Genomic DNA, 22,705 nt, shown 5'->3' with positions numbered 1-22,705 from the left:
GTTCTCCGACGTGGTCTCACCCGGAATTTCACGCGGTTCTCCTCGCTGTGCGGCTCTCGCGCCCGCTCTGGCTGGTGCGGCGCGGCAGATAGACCAGCGCTTCGGTCCCGACGAAGCGCAGAACGAAGGTCGTCACCAGGGCCAGCGCCGTGGCGGACAGGGCACCCATGCCGAGGCGGTGGACGAAGAGCGCGATCAGCGGGATGCGCAGCACCAGATCGGCGTTGGCGAGCAGCGCGAACCGGCCCACGCGGTCCCACCGGCTGCGGTGCTTGCGACGCTCACGGAACAGCAGATGCTCGATGAGCAGGAAGTTCCAGGCCACGCCCAGCTGGTTGGCGAGGATCTCCGCCGGGACGTAGTGCACTCCGGCGGCGGTGAGCGCGTACAGGCCGAGCAGGTTCGGCACGAAGCCGGTGGCGCCGATCAGCCCGAAGACCACCATGCGGGCGACCGGCGAGGCGGTGCGCAGCCCGACGAGGTGGCGCAGGAACCGGAAGCCCTCCTGCGCGGTCGACTTGGACTCGCCCGCGAAACGGTCCTGGAAGACGAAGGGCACCTCGGTGACCTGACGGGGACGGCTCCGCACGGCCAGTTCGAGCAGGATCTTGTAGCCGAGCGGCTGCAGGACCTCGGCGGTGACCGCGCTGCGGCGGATCGCGAAGAACCCGCTCATCGGGTCGCTGATGCCGCGCAGCTTGCGCGGGAACAGCGTCTTGGTCAGCCAGGTCGCCCCCCGCGACACGGCGATGCGATAGCCGCCCGCGAGTCCTTCGCGGCTGCCGCCCTTGATGTACCGGCTGGCGACCACGAGGCCCGCGTGCGCCCGCTCGCCGGAGGCGACCAACTCCGGTACCAGGGACGGCGGATGCTGGCAGTCCCCGTCCATCACGACGATCCAGTCGGAACTCGCCGCCTTCAGCCCCTCCACGACCGCGCCGCCGAGCCCGCCCTCGGGCACCTCGCGGTGCAGCACGGTCACCGGGAACGGGCAGTCCTGCGCGGCCTCGCGGATCACCTCGGGGGTGTCGTCCGTGGAGTCGTCCACGAAGACCACCTCACAGGGCAGCCGCGCCGGCACCGACTCGGTGATCTGGTGCAGCAACTCCCGTATGTTCGCCGCCTCGTTGAACGTCGGTACGACGATGGTGACGGCACCGGGCTCCGGGACCTCGACGGCGCGTACCGCCGGGTCGCCCAGTTCGTCCGGGACAGTGCTCTCGAAGCTGCTCATCGACTGCCTCCGGAACGGGCCGTGGTGGTGGTATCGGTGCTGACGGTGGTGTCGTCGATCCGCCGGATCTCGATGCGGTCCTCGCCCCTGCCGAAGGTGGCGACCGCCGTGGAGTGCTCGATCGCGGCCTTCACGTTGGGCAGGTCCACCGCGTCGCGCCGTACCGTCGGGGAGGCGACCACGTAGTCGAGGTCCTTCCAGCCGCGCGGCATCGTCTTGGTGACCGCGGGGTCGAGGTCGGCCTTGTAGAACCAGATGGCGCCGAGGCCCGGCCGGTAGCCGTCGTGCACGAGGTCGAGCCAGAGCGCGTCGTCGACCAGGACCCGCGTGTCCTCCGGGTTCTTCACCTCGGTCTTCAGCCATGAAGAGGCCGCCCGGTAGGGGGCGTTGGCGTCGGCTGTCACGGCCGTGCGATCACCGTCGTACCAGTGGGGCACGACATAGGCGCCGGCCGCCACCACGAGCACCGCCGCCAGCCCGCGGCGCCCCCACGTCACATACGTCTTCTCCTCGTCGGTCCGCCGTCTGCGCAGCACCGCGTGGGCGACGCTCGCGGTGCCTCCGGCGAGGACGAGGGCGAGGAAGGGAAGGGCCTGGATGACGTACATCGCGGGCAGGTAGCCGTTCGGGCGCAGGGCCACCAGGGCGAGGACCGCCACGGTGAGCGCCGGTCCGGCCAGGGCGCGCGCGGTCACCGACCAGCGGAAGGTGACCAGCAGGAGCAGGGCGCCCGCGAGTCCGCCGAGCGGCAGGACCCGGTCGTAGTACAGCCAGGACTGCAGGACGCCGTACGAGCCGGTGCCTCTCTCCAGGATGAACCCGGAGCCGGGACGGCTCATCTGGTAGGTGATGCCCTCCCAGAGCGAGACGTGTCCGCCGCCCGGGAACAACTCGCCCTTCAGCAGGGCGAAGAGCGGGTACGCGGTGCCGATCAGGACGCACGCGGTGACGGCGCCGGTGATCGCGAACTTGCGCGTGTCCCGATGGCTGTGCCGCCACATCGTGATGAACAGCGCGGGAAGGATGACCAGCATCGTCTCCTTGGTCAGCACCGCGGTGGCGGCCGCGAGGCCCGCGCCGAAGTGGTGCCAGAGATGACGGCTCGGCGAGGCGGCCAGGCAGAACGCGAGCAGCGTCCACATCACCGCGATGTTGTCGAGGAAGATCTCCCGCTGGAGCACGACCGAGAGCGGGGAGAGCCCGAAGAGGACCATCGCCAGGCCGGCCGCCCAGCGCGGCAGCGACAGCCGGCGCGCGAGGACGTACAGCAGGACCGCGCTCACCGCGCTGACCACGAGCATCGCGAAGCGCATCGAGCCGACGGTCATCAGCGAGGGGCTGATGTGCGCGGGTATCCAGGTCAGCAGGGCTATCTGGATCCAGCCGAGCGGCGGATGGTCGTACCAGTACGTGTAGTGGGCCAGGCCCTTGCCCTGCTGGACGGCCCAGGCCTGGGCGAGGTAGGTGCCCTCGTCGTCGCTGAGGGTCGGGTAGGCCGCGATGTTCCAGCCCTGCACGACGAGGATCGCCGCGAGCAGCACCGCGCACAGGATCAGATCGGAACGCGAGCTGCGAAAACGCGAGGCCGGAGAGGACGTCGGGACGATTTTGGGCGCAGGAGGCCGCTGCGCGGGGACCGTGGGTGTGGTCGCCGCGGGAAGGGTGGAGGTCACGCAGGAACGTCCTCTCGGATCACTTCGGTGAGATGCGCGCCGACATGACTGGTCAACTCCCAGTCGTTGCGCCCCCGTTGTTCACGCCAGACGGCGCGTACGGCGGCACCCGCGAGCAGCACCTGATAGAAGGGGCCGCCGACGACGAGCTTCAGGTAGTGCACGAAGCGGACCCGAAGCCCGTACTGCTTACCGAAGTCGTGCAGTCCGACAAGCTCGAAGACGAAGGTGACCAGAGCGGTCACGGCGGGCAGGAACGTGATGAAGGCGATCCCGACGGGCACGTCGAGGAAGAGCGCGACCGCCACGTTGAGCGGGATGATCACACCGGAGACCGCCTGGAGATACGGCGTCATCAGCGTGTAGCGGGCGAGCAACCGCTGCCCGAAGCCCGGCAGTTGCTTCCAGTCGCGCTTGCGGTAGACCTGAAGGAAGCCCTGGTTCCATCGGGTGCGCTGCTTGAGCAGCGACATCAAGGAGCCGGGCGTCTCCTCCTTGGTCACCATGTCGGAGTCGTACGCGACGACGACCTTCTTGCCGACACTGGACAGCCGGACGCCCAGATCGCAGTCCTCCGCGAGGCAGTCGGGGTCCCAGCCGTCGGCTTCCCGCAACACCGTCGTCCGTACGAAGACGGTGTTGCCGCCGAGAGGGATGAACCCTTTCTGCGCATGCAGATGAAGGCGCGAGCGGAACCAGAAGAAGTACTCCAGGCAGTTGCGCAGGCTGTACCAGCTGGAGTGGAAGTTGATGAGCTGCACCCCGCCCTGGACGACATCCGCCTCCGTCGTGCGGAACGCGTGGTCGACGTGGGCGAGCAGCTCCGGATGCACCTGGTCCTCGGCGTCGAAGACCCCGACCACATCGCCGCGGCAGTGCGGCAGGGCCGTGTTCATGGCCTTCGGCTTGTTCTTCTTCTCGTGATGGTCGACGACGACCCGCACGCGTGGATCGCGTGCCTCGGCACTCCGGGCCACCGCGGCGGTGTCCGGGTCGTCGTGCCCCACGATCACGATGATCTCGAAGTCGGTGTGGCTGGATTCCAGCAGTCGCTGGATGGTGTGATCGAGCACCGCCTGCTCGTGCCGTGCGGGCAGCAGCAGCGAGAAGGACAGGCTCTCACCCCCGTCCGGACTGCTGAAGCGGGTGGAAGCGAGCACTTCGGGCGTACGCCACGCGTGCATCTGCCACCACAAGGTGAAGGCCGCCATCCAGAAGAGCGCCAGAGAAACGGCAGCGATGAAGACAGACGTGAGCAACAGATCCCCCCAGATCCCCAAAAACCCCCAGTCGCGACAGTGCGTTACACCTGTCGCGACCCCGTGCAGAGACTATGGGTGATCTGTGAAGCACAAAGAATCTTCTGGTGAAGAGCGTGTTTCATCACACTCGGTCGACTTGCTGAACAATCAGGGCTCTAGGGGCGTTTGAACCGGTTGGTAGTCACGCGTTTCGGCCGTTCAGAGCCGTGCGAAGTCGGTCGGGATCGGTCGTCGGGGCGTCGCACGCGAAGTTACGGCAGACGTACGCGGCCGGCTTGCCGTCCACCAGAGGTCGGCCGGAAAGCAGCGGCAGCTCGTCACTCTCCGGCGCCCCCACCGCCACGACGGCACCCGGCGCGGTCCCCAGAAGGGCCGCGCGCCGCAAGGCCGTTGTGGCCGGATCACTCCCCTCCCCCACCACCGCGACCTCCCGCGGACCGTCGAGCAGCGCCTCGGCCACCGCGAGCCCCCACCCGATGAAGCGGGGAGCCCGCGGCCCCAGCGCCTTCACGACACCCAACGCCCTTTCCGCGGCGGTGCGATGAGGCTCCGCACCGGTCTGCGCGCCGTACGACAGCAGCGCTCCGGCCGCCGCGCTCCACCCCGAGGGCGTGGCGTTGTCGGTGGGGTCCTGCGGACGGCGGATCAACCGCTCGGCGTCGGCCGCCGTGTCGTACAGCGCACCCGACTCCGCGTCCGTGAACTGTGCCAGGACGTGGTCGAGCAGGAACCCGGCGAATTCCAGCCAGACCCCTTCCCCGGTGACGGAGGCCAGCGCGAGGAAGCCCTCGGCGACGTCCGCGTAGTCCTCCAGCACCCCGGCGTGGGCACCGGCCCGGCCGTCCTTGCTGGTACGGGCCAGCCGCGCCCGGTCGTCCATGTGCAGCCGTACGAGGAGGTCGGCGGCGCCGATCGCGGCCTCCACCAGATCGGGGCGGTCGAAATAGGCGCCCGTCTCCGCGAGGGCGGCCACCGCGAGCCCGTTCCAGGCGGCGACCACCTTGTCGTCGCGTCCGGGCGCGGGCCGCCCGGCCCGTGCCGCGAGCAGCCGCTCCCGTACGGAGGCGACCTTCTCCGCGTCGACGAACCCGTCCTGCTGCGGCAGTTGGAGCACGGAGGCACCTTCCTCGAAGGTGCCCTCCTCGGTGACCCCGAAGTACCGGGCGGCGAGCTCGGCGTCCGCGTCCCCGAGCACCTCACGCAACTGCGCGGGCGTCCACACGTAGTACGCGCCCTCGACATGCCGGCCGGTGCCGTCGTCACTGTCCGCGTCGAGAGCGGAGGCGAACCCGCCCTCGTTGGTGCGGAGTTCGCGCACCATGAAGTCGGCGGTCTCCAGAGCGACCCGCCGGGCGAGTTCGGATCCGGTGGAACGCCAGAGATGGGCGTAGACGCGGCAGAGCAGGGCGTTGTCATAGAGCATTTTTTCGAAATGCGGGACTACCCACTCGCGGTCGACGGAGTACCGGGCGAAGCCGCCGCCGAGCTGGTCGTAGAGGCCACCGCGCGCCATCCGCTCACAGGTGTCGACCGCCATCTGCAGCGCGCCCTCGGAGCCGGTCCGCGCGTGGTGGCGCAGCAGGAACTCGATCACCATGGACGGCGGGAACTTGGGCGCTCCGCCGAAACCGCCGCGCGCGGCGTCGTACTCCCGGGTGAGCCCGAGCAGCGCTCCGGCCAGTTCCTCCTCGCCCGGCACCTGACTGTCCCCGAAGGACATCTCCCGCTCGGCCAGATCCCGCGTGATCTTCCCCGCGACCTCGGCGACCTCGTCCCGCCGGTCGGTCCAGGCGCCGGACACGCCCTCCAGCACCTGCCGGAAGGACGGCATGCCGTGACGGGGCTCGGGCGGGAAATAGGTCCCGAAGTAGAAGGGCTCGGCATCCGGGGTGAGGAACACGGTCATCGGCCAGCCACCCTGACCGGTCGCCGCCTGCACCGCCTCCATGTAGACGGCGTCGACGTCGGGGCGCTCCTCCCGGTCGACCTTGATGCTGACGAAGTGCTCGTTCAGATACGCGGCTGTCGCGTCGTCCTCGAAGGATTCGTGCGCCATGACGTGGCACCAGTGGCAACTGCTGTACCCGACGCTCAGCAGAACGGGTCTGTTGCTCGCCCGGGCCTCGTCGAAGGCCTCGGTCGACCAGGGCCACCACTGGACGGGGTTGTCGGCGTGCTGGAGCAGATACGGGGACGTCTCATGGGCCAGTCGGTTCACCCTTCCACTCTCCCACGGCGTCCGGGACGGCGAAGAAGCGCAGATGCACCGGGCGTGCCCCTTCGGGGGCATCTTCACGAGGGTGGCCGTACCGGTCGAGGAGCGCCCGGTATTCCTGTACGAAGTCCAGGAGTTCGTCCTTGGTCATCCAGTTGCCGGCTCGCTGGACCTGGGCCCACCCCTCGGGACCCGCGTACTCCTTGTGGGCCCGGAGGTACAGCCCGGTGTCCATCTCGATCTTCAGGCGCGCCACGCCCTCGACGGCGGCGAACTCCTCGGGGGTCATCGTGGCCGGATCGGGCGTGGTGTGACGGAACGGCAGCGCCCGCCACCAGCGTTCACGGCCGCCCGACTTCTCCGCGATCTCCTCGATGAGGCGCTGGTCCGCCAGCTTGCGCAGGTGATAGCTGGTCGTGCCGGAGCTCTCGCCGAGTTCCCTGGCGAGCACGGTCGAGTTCGCCTCGCCGTGCCGGCCGAGGTAGTCGAGGATGCGGCGGCGCAGCGGGTTGCCGAGGGACTTGTACAGGGCGGTGCGTTCGAGGCTGGTCAGCTCGGGGTCGGGCATACGACCACGGTATCCCCGGCCCGCCAACCTGCAGAACAAATTCTGCAGAATTTTCTTTGCAGAATTTCCTCTGTGATCCTATCGTGGAGGCATGCGGACGAATCGTGCTGTCATGCAAGGCAACTGGGCTCTCGTGCTGCTCGGCGTCACCGCCGTGGCGCTCGTGCCATGGATGGTGCTCCTCGTGCGTACGCTCCCGGCGAGCACCGAGGTGCGGAACTGGCAGGTGGCCTGGGTGGGACTCGACGTGCTGATGGCGGCGGGCTGCGCGGCCACCGCCGTGCTGGGGCTGCGCGGCGATCCGCACGCCCGGCTGACCGCTTCGGCGACGGCCGCAGTCGCGGTGCTCGACGCCTGGTTCGACATAACCACCGCGCAGCCGGGCGCCCCTCTCGTCCAGGCCCTGGCCTGCGCGGTGGCGGAGGCCGCGCTCGCCTGCGCCTGTGTCTTCCTCGCCCTCTCCAAGGGGCGCGCCCCGCGCGAAGTACAGGACGGGCCCCCGTGCCTCTGAAAGCGCGGGCTCCGGGCCGGCCGGCGGACGTGACCGACGGCAATGATCGTCGGCCCTCTCGCGTTCGCGTCCTCCCCGAAGGACACTCATAGGCCAAGGAGTTGCTGCCGGAGGGGGACGTGACATGCGGGACAGCCATCGGGCGGAGGCCGAGCGGCTGTTGGCCCGGGCCGTCGAGGAGGAGGTGCGTCGCTCCGGAGGGCGGGTGGACGGCGGTGTGATGCTGTCGCGGGCGCGGGCCGCGCTCGACGCGATGGCGGAGACGGCCGCCGAGGAATACACGGCGTACACCCGGGCCCTGGACGCGTCGGAGGAGGGCCGGCAGACCTTCGGGCAGCGCTATGCGCGCGAGGGCGCCGGAACTCCCTTGCTGGTGGCGGCCGTCGGCGCCCTCGCGGCCGTCGTCGCCGACCTGGCCCTCGGTACCGGCGCGGGCACGGCCGTCGGCACCGGCGCGACGGTGGCCGTGGCGGGCGCCGCGGCCACCGTTCTGAAGGTGACGGCCTCGCACGTGCCCGCCGCGAGCCGCCGGGCCGGCGCCCTGGGGCAGCCCGGCGGCCACGAGCAACTGCGTCTGCAGTGGCTGACGGCCCTGGAAGTGCGGGGCATCCGTCCGTTCCTCGACCAGCAGCGCGTCCTCAACGCCTCCACCGGCGCCAAGCAGGGTGCGCCCCAGCTGCGGCGCACCGACAAGAGCGCGGCGGCCCGCCGGCGCAGTGTCCTCGAGCAGTCCTTCGGTCAACTGCCCGAGCCGGACGGCCCGTTCACCGGGCGGAGAGCCGAGCTGGCGCGGGTGGCGCAGTGGGTGCACGCGGCTCGGGCGAGCACGGAGACGAAGCCGACGGTCGTGGTGCTGCACGGCGCGCCCGGCTCAGGCCGCAGTACGCTCGCGATCCGGGCGGCGCACGCGCTCAAGGACCAGTTCCGCGGCGCGTGCGTGGTGGACCTCCGCGGCGACAGCCCTGACGACCCGCCGCTCACCACCCGTGACGCGCTGCTCCATCTGCTGAACCGGCTCGGCGCCCCCCGCGAGCAGCTCCTCTTCCGTGAGCGCTCCTCGCAGGATCAGCAGGTCAGACGGTTGAGCGAGCTGTACCACCAGCATCTGACGGGCCTGCCGGTGACGATCGTGCTGGAGGACGCGAGCGACGTCGAGCAGGTGCGCACCCTGGTCCCCGAGCGCTCGGAGAGCCTGGTCCTGGTCACCGCGCGGAAGCCCCTCGAACTGCCCGCCGACCTCCCCGCCTGGGTGCACCAGCTCCCCGTCGAGGCGCTGGACCCGGCGGGTTCCGAGGAGCTGCTCACCGCGGCGGCACAGGACACGTCCGGCCCGTACGACGCCGAATCCGCCGACCAGGTACGGGAGTTGTGCGGCGGCCTGCCGCTGGCCCTGCGCGTCGCGGGCTCCTCGCTCGGCCCCCGCACCCCCCGTCAGCTGGCCACCGACCTCGCGGCGTACGGCCCGGTGGAACCCGTGGAGCGGGTGCTGTGGCTGCGCTACACGGACCAGTCGGACACGGCACGCCGGCTGCTGCGCCGGCTGGCGCTGGCCGGCCGTGCCTCGCTCGGCGCGGCCGCGGCGGCGTCCCTGCTCGCGACGGACGAGCCCGAGGCCGTCCGTCATCTGACCGCGCTCTCCCGGGCGGGCCTGATCGACCACGTGCGCGGCAGCCGCTACCGCCTGCACGATCTCGTGCGGGCCTTCGCCGCGGCCCGCCTCCTCGACGAGGAGGAGCCCTCGGAGCGCACAGCCGCGCAGGAACGCCTGATCGTGAACTACGCGGAGCTCGCCGACTCGGTGATCCGTCTGGTGGACGGCAAGACGTCGACACGCGCCGACCAGTTCGGACCGCACGGCTTCACCTCCCTGGACGCGGCGCTCCGCTGGCTGGACGACGAGTCGAGCTTCATCACGGCGGCCCTGCGGCACGCGGAGGGGGTGAACCAGGCGGCGGTGCTGCACCTCCTGGGCGCTCTGTGCGACTACTGCCTGCTGCGCGGCGACCTCTACCGCCTGGGCGAGATCAGCGAGTTGACGCAGGCCGTCGACCAGGGCCTCCTCGTCCGCTCGGTGCAGTGGCGTACCGGCATCGCGGCCCGACAGCTGGGCGAGCTGGACAAAGCGCGGACGACCCTGGCCTCGGTGGTGGACCTCTACTTCGAGGCCCACCACGACGCGGGGGCGGCCAGGGCGCTCTGCTCCCTCGGCATCACGCTGCACCATCAGGGCAACCTCGTCGAGGCCGCGGCGAAGCTCCAGGAGGCGATGGACCTCCAGGCGTCTCCCGAGCTGGCGGCCGACCGCGCCTGGACGATGCACGCGCTGGCGGCGGTCGAGCGCGACAGGTCCCGGCTCGCCCATGCCCTCGACCTCCTCACCCGGTCGCTGGTCCTGCACCGCGAGAGCGGCTCGGTGCACGGCGAGGCCTGGGCCCACTTCCAGCTCGGTCAGCTGGGTCTGCGGATGGGCGACGTGCCGCGTGCCGAGCGTGAGCTGCGCGAGGCACTCGACCTGTACGGCCGTACGCGCGACGCCCGAGGCGAGGCGTGGGCGCTCACCCAGCTGGCCCGCGCCCGGCTCGTCGAGGGCGACCCGTCCTCGGCGGTCGACGGGCTGCGCCAGGCGTCCTCCCGGCACCGTGAGAACGAGGACGCGCGCGGCGAGGCCTGGACGGTCTACTACCTGGGGCAGGCGCTGGAGGAGACCGGCAATCTGAACCAGGCGGTGCGCGAGCTGGAGCGCTCCCGGACGATGTTCTCCCGCATGCGGGACGTCTACGGCCTGGCCTGTGCCCGCCATCACTCGGCCCGCGTGACCCGCGACCAGCGCGCCGCGCAGACGGGCTCGCTGAGGAATTCGGGCTTCGCCCGTCAGCTCCTCGTGGACGCCCGCGCGGACTTCCAGCGCATCGGGGTGGCCCACGGCGAGGCGTGGACGTGTCTGGAGCTCGCCGTGGTCGACGCGGGAAACGCCCGTACGCAGCAGGCTCTGTCCCTGTGCGACGAGGCCGCCGGGCTGTTCGCCTCGTACGGCGACCGGCGTGGGGAGGACTGGGCGCGTTTCCTGCGTTGCACCCTGCTCCCGTACGCGGCCCCGGGTGGTTACGAGGTGGGCGCCGCGGTGGCCCAGGAGGAACTGTCGCAGCTCTCGCGCACCGGTCATTCGACCCGCGACGGCAGGCTCGACGACTTCATCGAGGCGTATCAGCTGCTGCTGGAGCGGGGAGTGGACCTGGACGCCGGGTGGCAGGCCTGGCGCCTGGGCATGGTGCCGGGACGCCACGCCCGCGATGTGATGGGCGTGCCGGTGGTGGCGTGAGGCCGGTGGGGGCAGCGGGGCCGCTCACGCCGCAGCGCCGGCCACGGCCGGAATCACCGGAGGGGCCGACCACGGGTGAGGGTCCCGCAGGGCGGGCCACTGCCGTATCTCTCACGGAGGCCGGCCACGGCCGGAGGTCTCGCAGGGGCCACGGCCGAAGCTCCCGCGGGGGCCGATGCCCCCGCGGGCGCGCGCTCAGCCCTTCGCGGGTGCGGCCTTCCCACCGGAGCCGGAGCCGGTCCGCTCAGCTCCGGCGGAACCCGCCGCCTTGTCCTCGGGGTCCTGCTCGAAGGTGACCTTGCCCATGTGGCGGTTCATGGACTTCATCAGGCCCCAGACGGCCAGGGCCATCACCGCGAAGACGATGAAGCCGAGGACGCCGGGGGTGACCTTGTTCTCGTCGACCTCCTTGGCCAGGGGGACGAGGTGCGTCAGTGCCAGGCTTGCGCTCATGTCAGGCATTGTCGCGGATGCCCGCAAAGAGGTCGTCCTCGGGGAGGGAGGTATCGACGAGGGACTTGGCGAGCTCGTACTCCTCGGTCGGCCAGACCTCCCGCTGGATGTCCATGGGGACCTTGAACCAGCCGCCGTCGGGGTCGATCTGCGTGGCGTGCGCGATCAGCGCCTTGTCACGGATCTGGAAGAAGTCCGCGCACGGAACATGCGTGGTCAGCGTGCGCTCGGTGCGCTCGAACTCGCTCCAGCGCTTCAGCCAGTCCCCGTACGGAGACTCCAGGCCGCGGTCCAGGAGGGCGTTGTGCAGCGCCTCGGTGCGCGGGCGGTTGAAGCCCTGGTTGTAGTAGAGCTTCTGCGGCTCGAACGCGGGACCGAATTCCGACTCCGGGTACTTCTCGGTGTCCGTCGCGCCCTCGAACGCCACCATCGAGATCTTGTGGGTCATGATGTGGTCGGGGTGCGGGTAACCACCGTTCTCGTCGTACGTGGTGATCACCTGCGGGCGGAACGAGCGGATCTGCTTGACCAGCTCACCGGCCGCCTTGTCGACGTCCTCCAGGGCGAAACAGCCCTCGGGGAGCGGCGGCAGCGGGTCGCCCTCGGGCAGGCCCGAGTCGACGAAGCCGAGCCACTCCTGCTTGACGCCGAGGATCTCGCGGGCCTCGTCCATCTCCTTCTTGCGTACCTCGTGGATGTGCTCCTCGATGTACTTGTCGCCCTGAAGCTTGGGATTGAGGATGGAGCCGCGCTCCCCGCCCGTGCAGGTCACGACCAGCACGTCCACCCCCTCGGACACGTACTTCGCCATGGTGGCCGCGCCCTTGCTCGACTCGTCGTCGGGGTGGGCGTGCACGGCCATCAGTCGCAGCTGGTCAGTCAAGACTCAATCCTCGGTCAGTCGGCTGTCGCCTGAGTAAGTCGGCTGTCGGCGCCCGGCGTGAATCCGCGCTGTGGGCGGCTTCTATAGTGACGGAATCGGGGGGCGAATAATTCCGGGGTCCTCCCTCACGGACCTCAGCCGAGAGGACGATCATGAGCACGGCGAGCACGCAGCTGCCCGAGGGCCGGTACGGCCGCTCCGCGGACGAGCGCGCCGACCGGAAGCTCAAGATCATCGGTGGTGTCCTGGGCGTCGCGCTCATCGCCGTGGTCGGCTGGTTCGGCTACGACTACATCGGCGGGACCGAGATCAGCGCCCAGGTGATCAGCTTCAAGCCGGTCTCGGACAGCGCGGTCGAGGCGCACCTGGAAGTGCGCAAGGACGCGGGGACGAGCGGCTACTGCACGCTGCGTTCGCAGAGCGCCGACGGCGTCGAGGTGGGCCGCGCCGACTTCCGCTTCGACCAGGACTCCTCACGCGTCGACCAGGTGGTTACCCTGCGTACGACGGCCCGGGGCTCCACGGCGGAACTCCTCGGCTGTCACTCGGGCTGAGCGACAGCGCCCACCCGCGTCCGACGGCATCGACACCGGTCGGGATCACTCTCGGCAACCCGTGACTGACCTGCATTGATGTAATTCTGATGTCTTATGTCCTCCCCTCCGAGCCGCTGAATTGTTAGGCTCGTGGTTTCGCCCACCCGTGAGAGAACATGCTTCTGGGTAGGGCGATGCTTTGTATTCCCAGTACCTACGAGGAGCACCTGTGACCCAGACCAGCGAGAACGTCACCTGGCTGACCCAGGAGGCGTACAACCAGCTCAGGGCCGAGCTGGAGTACCTGTCTGGTCCTGCGCGCACGGAGATCGCCGCCAAGATCGCGGCCGCGCGCGAGGAGGGCGACCTGCGCGAGAACGGCGGGTACCACGCGGCCAAGGAAGAGCAGGGCAAGCAGGAGCTCCGTGTGCGCCAGCTGACCCAGCTCCTGGAGAACGCCAAGGTCGGCGAGGCTCCCGCGGCGGACGGCGTGGTCGCACCGGGCATGGTCGTCACCATCGCCTTCGACGGCGACGAGGACGACACCCTGGACTTCCTGCTCGGCTCGCGGGAGTACGCGAACTCCGACATCGAGACGTACTCTCCGCAGTCCCCGCTGGGCTCCGGCGTGAACGGCAAGAAGGTCGGCGAGGACGCCCGGTACGAGCTGCCGAACGGCAAGCTCGCCTCCGTGAAGATCCTCAAGGCCGTGCCGTACCAGGGCTGAGCCCAGGACCAGCGACGACGACGATGCCCCCGGCCACAGGCCGGGGGCATCGTCATGTGTCCGCGTCTACATCTGCGTCCGTCTCCGCGGCCGTGTCCGCAGCCGTGTCCGCAGCCGTGTCCGCGTCACGCCGTCGCCGAGCGGTACTTGCGGACCGCGAGCGTCCGGAAGATCAGCACGATCAGGACGGAGTAGATCACCGAGGCCCAGATCGAGTGCCGCATGGGCCAGGCCTCGGAGTCCGACACCCCGGGGTTGGCGAACAGCACACGGCAGGCCTGCACGGTGGCGCTGAACGGGTTCCAGTCCGCGACGTGCCGCAGCCAGGGCGTCATGTTGGCGGTGTCCACGAACGCGTTCGAGATGAACGTGACCGGGAAGAGCCAGATCAGCCCGCCGGAGGTGGCCGCCTCGGGCGTCCGCACGGACAGGCCGATGAGCGCGCCGATCCAGGTGAACGCGTATCCCAGCAGGAGCAGCAGCCCGAAGGCTCCGAGGACGCGGAACGCGTCGGTGCTGCCGGTCGTGCCGACCCGCCAGCCGACCATCAGGGCGACGATCGCGAGGACGAGCAGGGTCAGCGCGGTCTGCACGAGGTCGGCCAGGGTGCGGCCGGTGAGCACCGCTCCGCGCGCCATGGGCAGCGACCGGAAGCGGTCGATGAGGCCCTTGTGCATGTCGTCGGCGATGCCCGCGCCGGCGCCCGCGGTGGCGAAGGTGACGGTCTGGGCGAAGATGCCCGCCATGAGGAAGTTGGTGTACGCCTCAGCGCTGGTGCTGCCGCCGATCTTCATGGATCCGCCGAAGACGTACGTGAACAGCACCACGAACATGATCGGCTGGATCAGCCCGAAGATCACCATCTCGGGGATGCGGGACATCCTGATCAGGTTCCGCTTGGCGATGACCAGGGAATCCCGGATCGACTGGCTGATCGGGTTCGAGGGCGCCGTGACCGGCACGGCGTCGCTGACGGCGCTCACTTGACGGCCTCCTTCTTGCTCTTGCCGGTCCGGGCGTCCGCCGGCCTGCCGTCCTCCTCGGCCTTCTCCTCGGCCACGTGGCCGGTGAGGGAGAGGAAGACGTCGTCGAGGGTGGGGCGGCGCAGGCCGATGTCGTCGATCTCGATGCCCCGGGTGTCCAGCTCGCGGATGACCTCCGCGAGGAGCTTCGCGCCGCCGGTGACGGGCACGGTGAGCTTGCGGGTGTGCTCCTCGACCGTGGTCTCGCCCTTTCCGAAACCGCGCAGCACCTCGGAGGCGGTCTCGATGTGCTCGCGCTCGTGCACGACGACCTCGACGCGCTCGCCGCCGGTCTGCGCCTTGAGCTCGTCGGCGGTGCCGCGGGCGATGACCCGGCCGTGGTCGACCACGCAGATGTCGTGCGCGAGGTGGTCGGCCTCTTCGAGGTACTGGGTGGTCAGCAGCAGCGTCGTACCGCCGGAGACCAGCTGCTTGATGACGTCCCACAGCTGCTGGCGGTTGCGCGGGTCGAGGCCGGTCGTCGGCTCGTCCATGAACATCACCGGGGGTGACACGACCAGGGCCGCCGCCAGGTCGAGGCGCCGGCGCATACCGCCCGAGTACGTCTTCGCGGTGCGGTCGGCGGCGTCGGAGAGGTTGAACTGCTCCAGGAGCTCGCCCGCGCGGACCTTCGCGGCCTTCGCCTTCATCTGGTAGAGCTGACCGACCATCTGAAGGTTCTCGCGGCCGGTCAGGTATTCGTCGACCGCCGCGAACTGCCCGGAGAGGCCGACCCTGCGCCGTACCGCGTCGGGGTCCTTGAGCACGTCGATGCCCGCGACGACGGCCTTGCCGCTGTCGGGGCGGAGCAGGGTGGTGAGACAGCGGACCGCGGTCGTCTTGCCCGCGCCGTTCGGCCCGAGCAGACCGAGCACGGTGCCTTCCGGAACATCGAGGTCGACGCCGTCCAGAGCCCTTACGTCACCGAAGGTCTTCACCAGGCCTTCGGCGTAGATGGCGCCCGGCATGTGAGTTCTCCACGTCGTTGGGGATTTTCGGTTTTTTACGCAATGAGCATTTTTTTCCGGTTCGACCCCACTCGGGCGCCGACCGGGACGCGCACACCCTAACGCGATGCATCGCGTCGCTCAATGGAAATTTCCCTGCCCGGGACGACCGGGACTGTGACGACGGCCCCGACCTCAGCCGATGACCGTGTACCCCGCCTCGCGCAGCGCCAGATTCACCTCGGCGCAGTGCTCGGGCCCCTTCGTCTCCAGGTGCAGCTCGACCTCCACCTCCGTGAGCCCGAGCCGTGGATCGGTCCGTACGTGGCTCACATCGAGGACGTTAGCGTCCGCCACTGACAACACCCCGAGGAGTGTGGCCAGGGCGCCGGGCCGGTCGGTGAGCCGCAGGGTGACCGCCAGGTAGCGGCCGCCCGCCGCCATGCCGTGCCGCAGGATGCGCTGCATCAGCAGCGGATCCACGTTGCCGCCCGACAGCAGCGCCACCACCGGGCCCTCGAAGGTCCCGGGAGCGCGCAGCAGCGCCGCGACGGAGCTCGCTCCGGCCGGCTCGACAACCAGCTTGGCGCGCTCCAGGCACAGCAGCAGCGCGCTGGAGAGGTTGTTCTCGGAGACCGTACGGACCTCGTCGACCAGTTCCTCGACGAGGCGGAACGGCACGTCGCCGGGGCGGCCGACCTTGATGCCGTCGGCCATCGTGGCCGGGTTCTCGATCGCCACCGGCCGTCCGGCCGCCAGCGAGGGCGGGTACGCCGCCGCGCCCTCCGCCTGCACCCCGATGATCCGTACGTCCGGACGCAGCGCCTTCACCGCGAGGGCGACGCCCGCCGCCAGCCCGCCGCCGCCGACCCCCAGCACGATCGTGCGCACCTCGGGGCACTGCTCCAGGATCTCCAGACCGACCGTGCCCTGGCCCGCGATGATGTCGGGGTGGTCGAAGGGGTGGATGAACACCGCGCCCGTCCTCGCCGCGTACTCCTGCGCGGCGGCCAGGGTCTCGTCGACCACCTGCCCGTGCAGCCTCACCTCGGCGCCGTAGTCACGGGTGGCCGCGACCTTCGGCAGCGGGGCTCCGGTCGGCATGAACACGGTCGACCGCACACCGAGCAGCGAGGAAGCGAGCGCGACACCCTGCGCGTGGTTGCCGGCGCTCGCGGCGACGACACCCGCGGCGCGCTCCTCCGGAAGCAGGCCCGCGATCCGCACGTACGCCCCGCGCAGCTTGAACGATCCGGTCCGCTGCAGGTTCTCGCACTTGAACTGCACCGGCGCGCCCACCAGCTGGGACAGGTACCTGCTGCCCTCCATCGCGGTCACCCGCGACACACCCGTGAGCATCTTCTGCGCGCCGCGTACGTCGTCGAGTGTCACGCTGGGAAAGGAGTCAGCCGTGCTGTAGCTCATGACCACCAGTCTCGCAGTTCACGCGGGCGCACTCCCGTGGTGACCACGCTCCGAGACCAGGTTTGCGCAGCGCCGGTACGGCCCGCGCCCCGGCCGCGTAACCTGTCCCCCAACCCAGCTCCCCACGCATGAATTGAGCCCCCGGCCATGCCCACAACACCAGAAATGTCGATGGACATGACGACCGTCGGTGACACCGGTCTTCTCGAAGCCCTTCAGCACGAGGTCGCGGTCTTCGCGCGCCGTGCGGAACAGACCCGGCTCGGCGGGGTGGGGCAGGTGCGCAACTCCATGGACCGTGCCGCGTACCTGCTGCTCAACCGCCTGGACAAGGAAGGCCCGATGGGCGTCAAGGCGCTCGCGGCGAGCATGGGGATCGACTCCTCGACCGTCACCCGGCAGGTCGCCCCGCTGGTCGACACCGGGCTCGTCAAGCGCACCTCGCACCCCGAGGACGGGCGCGCCGTGGTGCTCCAGCTGTCCCCGCGCGGCCAGTCCCGCCTGGACGAAGTGCGTACCTCCCGGCGTCAGTTGATGGCCGAGCTGACACACGAATGGGCGCCGGAGGAGCGCGAGGCGTTCTGCGCGCTCCTGACGCGCTTCAACAGCGCTCTCTCCGCCCGCCAGGCGGCCCAGGGCATGCCGGCGCCGGAGTCCGAACCCGCCTCCTGAACCACGCGGGAACTCCGCGCCGGACCCGGTGTCCTCGGGCCTCCGCGCCCCCCACGTCCTTCCCCGCGCGCGTGCATGTGCGCGGGGCTCTTGACCGGAAGGCGGCACCTGGCCTCATATGAGACCGGGTCCTCGTCGTACACGGTGCGACGGGCCGCACGCGGCCGCGGGCCCGTTCCTCAGGGTCACCCTCAGGGGGGAGGCGTGGTGCGAGAACGGCGTGCGGCCCAAAGCGTCCGCCGGGCCCGGGAGTTCGAGGCATTCGTCGCGGGCGCGGCCGGGCGGCTGCTGCATGCCGCCACGCTGCTCACGGCGGAACCCCGGGACGCCAACCCGCGCGCGCGGAAGCTGCTGACGCTGGCCCTGGCCCATACGTACGCCTCCTGGGACCGGCTGCACGGCGAGGACCCCTACGACAGCGCCCGCCGGCAGCTGGCGGTGCGCTTCCAGCGCACCGCCTGGCACCAGTACGGCGGCTTCGGGCGGCTGCGCCCCTCCCCGGACAGCGTCCTGGCCCGCCTCACCCCCCAGGAACGCCTGGTCCTCGTCCTCAGGCTCTACGAGGGAGTCGCCGAGGAGCAGACGGCGGCCCTGCTCGGCCTCCCCACGGAACGTGTCCGGGTGATCTGCGCCCGGGCCATGGCGACGCTGCTGCACCCGCCGAACGGCCCGGCGCCCACCAGGGTGGGGGTGGCATCGTCATGAACCTGCCGGACCGCGAGGCGGCGGTACGACGGATGCTGGAGCAGGCCCCGCCCCCGGTGCCGCCCGACCTGTACGGCGAGGCCGTACGCCGCGGAGGGCGCATGCTGCGCCGCCGGACGGCGGCCCGGCGGCTGCTGTGGCTGCTGCTGCTCGCCGCGGCCGTCGCCTTCGTCGTCTGGGCGACGATGGCCCGCCCCTGGGTGGAGCCGCCGTCCGAGACGACTCCACCGCTGACGGGCTGGTGACCGGCCGGACGGACGGCCGTTCTCGCTAGCCCAGGGCCTGCTGAAGGTCCTCGAGCAGGTCGTCGATGTTCTCGATGCCCACGGAGATACGGACGAGGTCGGCGGGAACCTCCAGCGCCGAACCGGCCACCGAGGCGTGCGTCATGCGTCCCGGGTGCTCGATCAGCGACTCCACACCGCCCAGCGACTCACCGAGGGTGAACACCTTGGCGCGGTTGCAGACCTCGACAGCCGCCTCCTCGCCGCCCGCGACCTGGAACGAGACCATGCCGCCGAACGCCCGCATCTGCTTCGCGGCGATCTCGTGACCGGGGTGCTCCGGGAGGCCGGGGTACAGAACCCGCGTCACGCGCGCGTGCCGGGTGAGCATCTCGGCGACCCGGCCCGCGTTCTCGCTGTGCCGGTCCATGCGCACGGAGAGCGTCTTGGTCCCGCGCAGCACCAGCCAGGAGTCGAAGGGCCCGGCGACCGCGCCCATCGCGTTCTGGTGGTACGCCAGCTCCTCGCCGAGTTCCTGGTCACCGGTGATCAGGGCGCCGCCCACGACGTCCGAGTGGCCGCCCATGTACTTGGTCAGGGAGTGCACGACGACGTCCGCGCCGAGCGCCAGCGGCTGCTGGAGGTAGGGCGTCGCGAAGGTGTTGTCGACGACGAGCCGGGCGCCCGCCTCGCGCGCGATCTGCGCGACCGCGGCGATGTCCGTGATGCCGAGGAGCGGGTTGGACGGTGTCTCGACCCAGATGACCTTCGTCTTCGGGGTGAGGGCGGCCCGCACCGACTCGAGGTCGCTGGTGTCGGCGACCGACCACTCCACGCCCCACCGGGAGACGACCTTCGCGAAGAGCCGGAAAGTACCGCCGTACGCGTCATTCGGGATGACCACGTGATCGCCGGGGCTCAGCAGCGTACGCAACAGGCAGTCCTCGGCCGCCAGTCCGGACGCGAACGCGAGGCCCCGGCGACCGCCCTCCAGGGCGGCGAGGTTCTCTTCCAGGGCGGTCCTGGTGGGATTGGCGCTGCGGCTGTACTCGTAACCGCCGCGCAGCCCGCCGACGCCGTCCTGCTTGTAGGTCGAGACCTGGTAGATCGGCGGGACCACCGCGCCGGTGAGGGGATCGGCGGTGTTGCCCGCGTGGATCGCGAGTGTCTCGAAATGCTGACTGATGTGCCTGTCGCTCATGAGTCCCGAGCGTAGTGCTCCCCCGGGGTTCATGACGGCGCACACCCGCTCCCGGCGACGCCCCGCCCCGCCGGGAGCGGGCCGCGGGCCCCGTCGGACGCCCGGTGCCGAGGCCGCGACGGAAGTACGGGAGCGGTGACAGGGCCGTCGCCGAGGCCGTGGTGGGAGCGGTGGCCGCCCGATGCCGAGGCCGTGGTGGGAACGAGGGTGAGACCGGTGTGGGACCGGTTGTGGGACCGGCGTGGGACCGGTTGTGGGACCGGTTGGCCAATTGTCGGACCCGTCTGGTTCGCTTGAGGCATGGAGATTCTCTGGGTCCTGATGGCGCTGGCCATGTTCAGCCTGGTCCTGCTGCCGGTGTTCCGGCGCAGGCGCACCGGTGTACAGCTGGTCTCGCCCGGGGACCCTGACGCCGCGGACCCGGCGAACTACGGGTTCCTGCGGCAGGAGGAGCTGGACATCCGCATGCCGGGCCCGGACGCGGATCTGCTGAACGTCCTGGACGTGGTGCAGCAGACCCAGGACTACCGCGCGGCCTCGCAGCTGCTGGCCGGCACGGAGATCGAGGGAGAAACCCGCTGGCAGCGGGTCCAGGCTTTCGCGGGAGCGGCGTCGCTGGAGCTTCAGCAGCGCCCCGGCGGGGTCAGCGAGACACCCGGCGGCCAGTGGCTGCGGGTGTGGCGCGCCGAGGCCCCCAAGGACGCGGGCGGCGCGGCGGTCCACGCCGAGTTCCTGGTGCAGCAGGCCTGGCGGACGTCGACGCCGGGGACCGACGACTTCCGGATCATCATGGAGGAGGCACGGGCCGCGTGCGGCGAGGCGGCGCTGCTGTCCCCCGGTGACCCGATCCCGTACATCGTCGAGCTGTCGGTGGCCCGTGGACTGACCTACTCCCAGCCGGAGTTCGAGAAGCTCTGGCTGAAGATCCTGGACCGCGCGCCCTCCCACATGGGCGCGCATCTGGCGGCCCTGCACTACTGGTGCGAGAAGTGGCACGGCTCGCGGGAGACGGCGTACGCGTTCGCGGAGGCCGCGGCGGCACGCGCACCGCAGGGCTCCCTCCTCGCGGCGATGCCGCTCTTCGCGGTCTTCGAGCACCTCCCCGAGGTCAACCTGGTCCGCAGCTTCTACCAGAGCGAGGTCGTGACCAAGGCCGTCCACGGCGCCCTGTACGCGGTCCACGCGGCCCGCCCCGACGACCCGATGCTCGCCCACGTCCGCCACCTGCTGGTCTTCTTCCTCGTCCGCGGCGAGCGCTGGTCCGAGGCGATGAACCAGCTGGTGCACGTCGACGGCCACGTCGGCGCCCTGCCCTGGACCCTGACCCACGATCCCGCCGCGGACTACGCGATATACCGCGCCCTGGCGGTGGCGGGCTACGAGGCGAACGGCGGAAGCCCGGCGACGCTGTCGCACTGAGCGGGCGACGAACGCACGCGTAGGGCGCCCCTCTCCGGCGGACCGTGAGAGGGGCGCCCTTGGGAATGCCGGTCCACACAACCGCGTTGGGACGGTGACGCCAAACCCACCCCTCGCACCCGGCCCAGGCCGTGGTCTCCCGGAGGTGCCGGTGTGCTGGTGTGCTGGTGTCCCCGAGCCGCTGGCCCCGAGGCCCGTGCCTATGTCCTCGCACCCCGTGGAGAGCGCATGTTCCTGTACAGCCGTACGCCTCAGCTCCCGACCGCCGAGCAGGCGCTGCGCGGCCGCCCCGAACCGATCTTCACGCTCCCCGACCGGCACACCGTCCTCGGTACGCCGCTGCGCGGCCCCTACCCCGACGGCCTGGAGATCGCCGATTTCGCCATGGGCTGTTTCTGGGGCGCCGAGCGCGTGTTCTGGCAGCTCCCGGCGGGTGTGTACACGACGCTGGTCGGCTACCAGGGCGGCTTCACCGAGCACCCGGCGTACGAAGAGGTCTGCTCCGGCCTGACCGGCCACACCGAGGTGGTCCGTGTGGTCCACGACCCCGGGCTGATCACGTACGAGCGGCTCCTCCAGGTCTTCTGGGAGTCCCACAACCCGACCCAGGGCTTCCGCCAGGGCAACGACGTGGGCACCCAGTACCGCTCCGCCGTCCACACCCACACCCCGGCCCAGGCCGAAGCGGCGACCACCTCCCGCGAGGCCTACCAGAAGGTCCTCACCTGGTCCGGCCACGGCACGATCACCACAGAGATCCTCCCCGCCGAAGCCCGCCCCTTCTACCCGGCGGAGGGCTACCACCAGCAGTACCTCTCGGGCAGCAAAAACCCGGACGGGTACTGCGGGCTGGGCGGGACCGGGGTGTCCTGCCCAATCGGCGTGGTCAAGGCAGATGACTGAGCCGGTCTCGCAGGAGGCGACGACGACCCCCAGGTGGCCATCGGTAGTGGTCGCCTCCACAGGATGAGCGCCTGTCCAGGACAAAGAGGCCGACAGACAACGATCGTGGGATGGCGTACATCAAACGCGCCCCCATGGACCATTCCGGGCTGCCCGGCTTGAGCCGCGCGGTCATGCGTTCGGTCCTGCTACCGCGTTCAGCTGTCCTTGAAGGGCCTGCATCCGCGACGAGTTGAGGGTCAGAGCTCCTTGAGAGCTCGTAACACGATCTTGCTGGCGTGAAGCGGCTGGTCGGGAGCACTGCTGAGTGGGCTGCCGCTGCCGGTGCCAAGGTCGTTCACAAGCCATGCCTGAGTCATGCCGGGATGAAGCTCGGCCACCAGGGTGGGACGTTGCCCGGGCACAACGGGGCGGGGTAGGAGTCCGGCATCCCGAGCCATGTGACAAGGAACCAGGTGAACCACAAGGTGAAGATGAGCCCTGCCATCAGGACTGTCCTGCGATGACGTCTTCCGAGGGTGCTGTGCAGGATCACCCACGGAACCGCAGCGGCGATCCATATAAGAGGCGCAAGAAACAGCAAAGTCATGCCGTTGGCTCCTGCGCTGCTGCCGATGTCACAAGCAGCCCATGCCCTCCCGACCGCAGCAATGGTCACCACTGCGGTCAGCCCGCCGAAGAGGACACCAAAGCCAATTCCGCTGAACCAGCGGCTCGGAGGACTCGACGGCTCTGCTCCCACGATCATCTCCCTCACCTCGCCCTGGATGCGGAGAGTACCAACGCTCTGAAGCAGCCCGCTGGGG

The 22,705-nt window shown here is 70.3% G+C and carries 21 protein-coding genes; 9 read left to right on the top strand and 12 right to left on the bottom strand.

The annotated features are described in order from the left end of the window. Positions 1–28 precede the first annotated feature (28 nt). The 5 genes from OG788_RS28520 to OG788_RS28500 all read right to left on the bottom strand — a co-directional run bounded on the left by OG788_RS28520 (position 29) and on the right by OG788_RS28500 (position 6,952). A complete protein-coding gene (locus OG788_RS28520) occupies positions 29–1,234 on the bottom strand; it encodes a glycosyltransferase (protein WP_406374305.1) in 1,206 nt (401 codons plus the stop codon). Then, entirely contained in the window at positions 1,231–2,907 is a 1,677-nt protein-coding gene (locus tag OG788_RS28515; protein ID WP_351541231.1) for a phospholipid carrier-dependent glycosyltransferase, read from the bottom strand. The genes OG788_RS28520 and OG788_RS28515 overlap by 4 nt, the downstream gene beginning before the upstream one ends. Next, complete coding sequence (locus OG788_RS28510) at positions 2,904–4,166, bottom strand: glycosyltransferase (RefSeq protein ID WP_351541234.1); 1,263 nt, start codon at positions 4,164–4,166, stop codon at positions 2,904–2,906. The genes OG788_RS28515 and OG788_RS28510 overlap by 4 nt, the downstream gene beginning before the upstream one ends. A gap of 184 nt (positions 4,167–4,350) precedes the next feature. Further along, positions 4,351–6,387: a thioredoxin domain-containing protein gene (locus OG788_RS28505; protein ID WP_406374304.1), complete on the bottom strand. Its 2,037-nt coding sequence runs from the start codon at positions 6,385–6,387 to the stop codon at positions 4,351–4,353. Continuing rightward, complete coding sequence (locus OG788_RS28500; RefSeq protein WP_356750389.1) at positions 6,368–6,952, bottom strand: helix-turn-helix domain-containing protein; 585 nt, start codon at positions 6,950–6,952, stop codon at positions 6,368–6,370. Before OG788_RS28500 ends, OG788_RS28505 begins: the two co-directional genes overlap by 20 nt. A 91-nt stretch (positions 6,953–7,043) precedes the next feature. On the opposite strand from OG788_RS28500, the gene OG788_RS28495 reads away from it, so the two are divergent. Next, the gene (locus OG788_RS28495; RefSeq protein WP_406374303.1) at positions 7,044–7,463 is read left to right on the top strand and encodes a hypothetical protein; all 420 of its coding nucleotides are present in this window, start codon (positions 7,044–7,046) and stop codon (positions 7,461–7,463) included. A 124-nt stretch (positions 7,464–7,587) separates the two neighbouring features. Beyond that, a complete protein-coding gene (locus OG788_RS28490) occupies positions 7,588–10,782 on the top strand; it encodes a tetratricopeptide repeat protein (protein ID WP_406374302.1) in 3,195 nt (1,064 codons plus the stop codon). Between the two features lie 195 nt (positions 10,783–10,977). Here the strand turns inward: OG788_RS28490 and OG788_RS28485 are convergent, their stop codons facing one another. Then, a complete protein-coding gene (locus OG788_RS28485) occupies positions 10,978–11,244 on the bottom strand; it encodes a hypothetical protein (RefSeq protein WP_351541248.1) in 267 nt (88 codons plus the stop codon). After that, positions 11,237–12,118: a mycothiol conjugate amidase Mca gene (mca, locus tag OG788_RS28480; protein WP_356750381.1), complete on the bottom strand. Its 882-nt coding sequence runs from the start codon at positions 12,116–12,118 to the stop codon at positions 11,237–11,239. Before mca ends, OG788_RS28485 begins: the two co-directional genes overlap by 8 nt. Positions 12,119–12,270: 152 nt before the next feature. On the opposite strand from mca, the gene OG788_RS28475 reads away from it, so the two are divergent. After that, a complete protein-coding gene (locus tag OG788_RS28475; RefSeq protein WP_406374301.1) occupies positions 12,271–12,672 on the top strand; it encodes a DUF4307 domain-containing protein in 402 nt (133 codons plus the stop codon). A 211-nt stretch (positions 12,673–12,883) separates the two neighbouring features. Next, a complete protein-coding gene (gene greA, locus OG788_RS28470; protein ID WP_351541254.1) occupies positions 12,884–13,381 on the top strand; it encodes a transcription elongation factor GreA in 498 nt (165 codons plus the stop codon). Between the two features lie 125 nt (positions 13,382–13,506). Here greA and OG788_RS28465 read toward each other — a convergent pair whose 3' ends face one another. From OG788_RS28465 to ilvA, 3 genes are all read right to left on the bottom strand, one after another. Beyond that, positions 13,507–14,364, bottom strand: a complete 858-nt coding sequence (locus OG788_RS28465; protein ID WP_356750375.1) for an ABC transporter permease — start codon at positions 14,362–14,364, stop codon at positions 13,507–13,509. After that, on the bottom strand, positions 14,361–15,371 hold the full coding sequence (locus OG788_RS28460) for an ATP-binding cassette domain-containing protein (RefSeq protein ID WP_351541260.1): 1,011 nt from the start codon (positions 15,369–15,371) through the stop codon (positions 14,361–14,363). Before OG788_RS28460 ends, OG788_RS28465 begins: the two co-directional genes overlap by 4 nt. 174 nt (positions 15,372–15,545) lie before the next feature. Further along, positions 15,546–16,775 carry a threonine ammonia-lyase gene (gene ilvA / locus OG788_RS28455; protein ID WP_266762166.1) on the bottom strand — a complete coding sequence of 410 codons (1,230 nt, stop codon included), beginning with the start codon at positions 16,773–16,775 and terminating at the stop codon, positions 15,546–15,548. A gap of 165 nt (positions 16,776–16,940) precedes the next feature. Between ilvA and OG788_RS28450 the strand changes: the two genes are divergently transcribed. The 3 genes from OG788_RS28450 (at position 16,941) to OG788_RS28440 (ending at position 18,397) form a co-directional block, all read left to right on the top strand. Next, on the top strand, positions 16,941–17,447 hold the full coding sequence (locus OG788_RS28450; protein WP_266848293.1) for a MarR family winged helix-turn-helix transcriptional regulator: 507 nt from the start codon (positions 16,941–16,943) through the stop codon (positions 17,445–17,447). Positions 17,448–17,654: 207 nt separating this feature from the next. Beyond that, the gene (locus OG788_RS28445; protein WP_406374300.1) at positions 17,655–18,152 is read left to right on the top strand and encodes a sigma factor-like helix-turn-helix DNA-binding protein; all 498 of its coding nucleotides are present in this window, start codon (positions 17,655–17,657) and stop codon (positions 18,150–18,152) included. Next, entirely contained in the window at positions 18,149–18,397 is a 249-nt protein-coding gene (locus tag OG788_RS28440; protein WP_351541270.1) for a hypothetical protein, read from the top strand. The genes OG788_RS28445 and OG788_RS28440 overlap by 4 nt, the downstream gene beginning before the upstream one ends. Before the next feature lie 25 nt (positions 18,398–18,422). On the opposite strand, the gene OG788_RS28435 is transcribed toward OG788_RS28440, so the two are convergent. Continuing rightward, positions 18,423–19,577 (bottom strand): cystathionine gamma-synthase, encoded by a 1,155-nt coding sequence (locus OG788_RS28435; RefSeq protein WP_351541273.1) that lies wholly within the window; start codon positions 19,575–19,577, stop codon positions 18,423–18,425. A gap of 300 nt (positions 19,578–19,877) precedes the next feature. On the opposite strand from OG788_RS28435, the gene OG788_RS28430 reads away from it, so the two are divergent. Continuing rightward, entirely contained in the window at positions 19,878–20,996 is a 1,119-nt protein-coding gene (locus OG788_RS28430; RefSeq protein WP_406374299.1) for a hypothetical protein, read from the top strand. A gap of 228 nt (positions 20,997–21,224) precedes the next feature. Then, positions 21,225–21,899, top strand: coding sequence for a peptide-methionine (S)-S-oxide reductase MsrA (msrA, locus tag OG788_RS28425; RefSeq protein ID WP_406374298.1), 675 nt, complete (start codon positions 21,225–21,227; stop codon positions 21,897–21,899). 355 nt (positions 21,900–22,254) lie between these two features. Here msrA and OG788_RS28420 read toward each other — a convergent pair whose 3' ends face one another. Beyond that, positions 22,255–22,647, bottom strand: a complete 393-nt coding sequence (locus tag OG788_RS28420; RefSeq protein ID WP_406374297.1) for a hypothetical protein — start codon at positions 22,645–22,647, stop codon at positions 22,255–22,257. Between the last annotated feature and the right edge of the window lie 58 nt (positions 22,648–22,705).

The sequence above is a fragment of the Streptomyces sp. NBC_00647 genome (genome assembly GCF_045207245.1).
Taxonomy (GTDB): domain Bacteria; phylum Actinomycetota; class Actinomycetes; order Streptomycetales; family Streptomycetaceae; genus Streptomyces.
The sequence above is the reverse complement of the archived record's forward strand: the minus strand, read 5'-3'. Positions and strand labels throughout refer to the sequence as shown.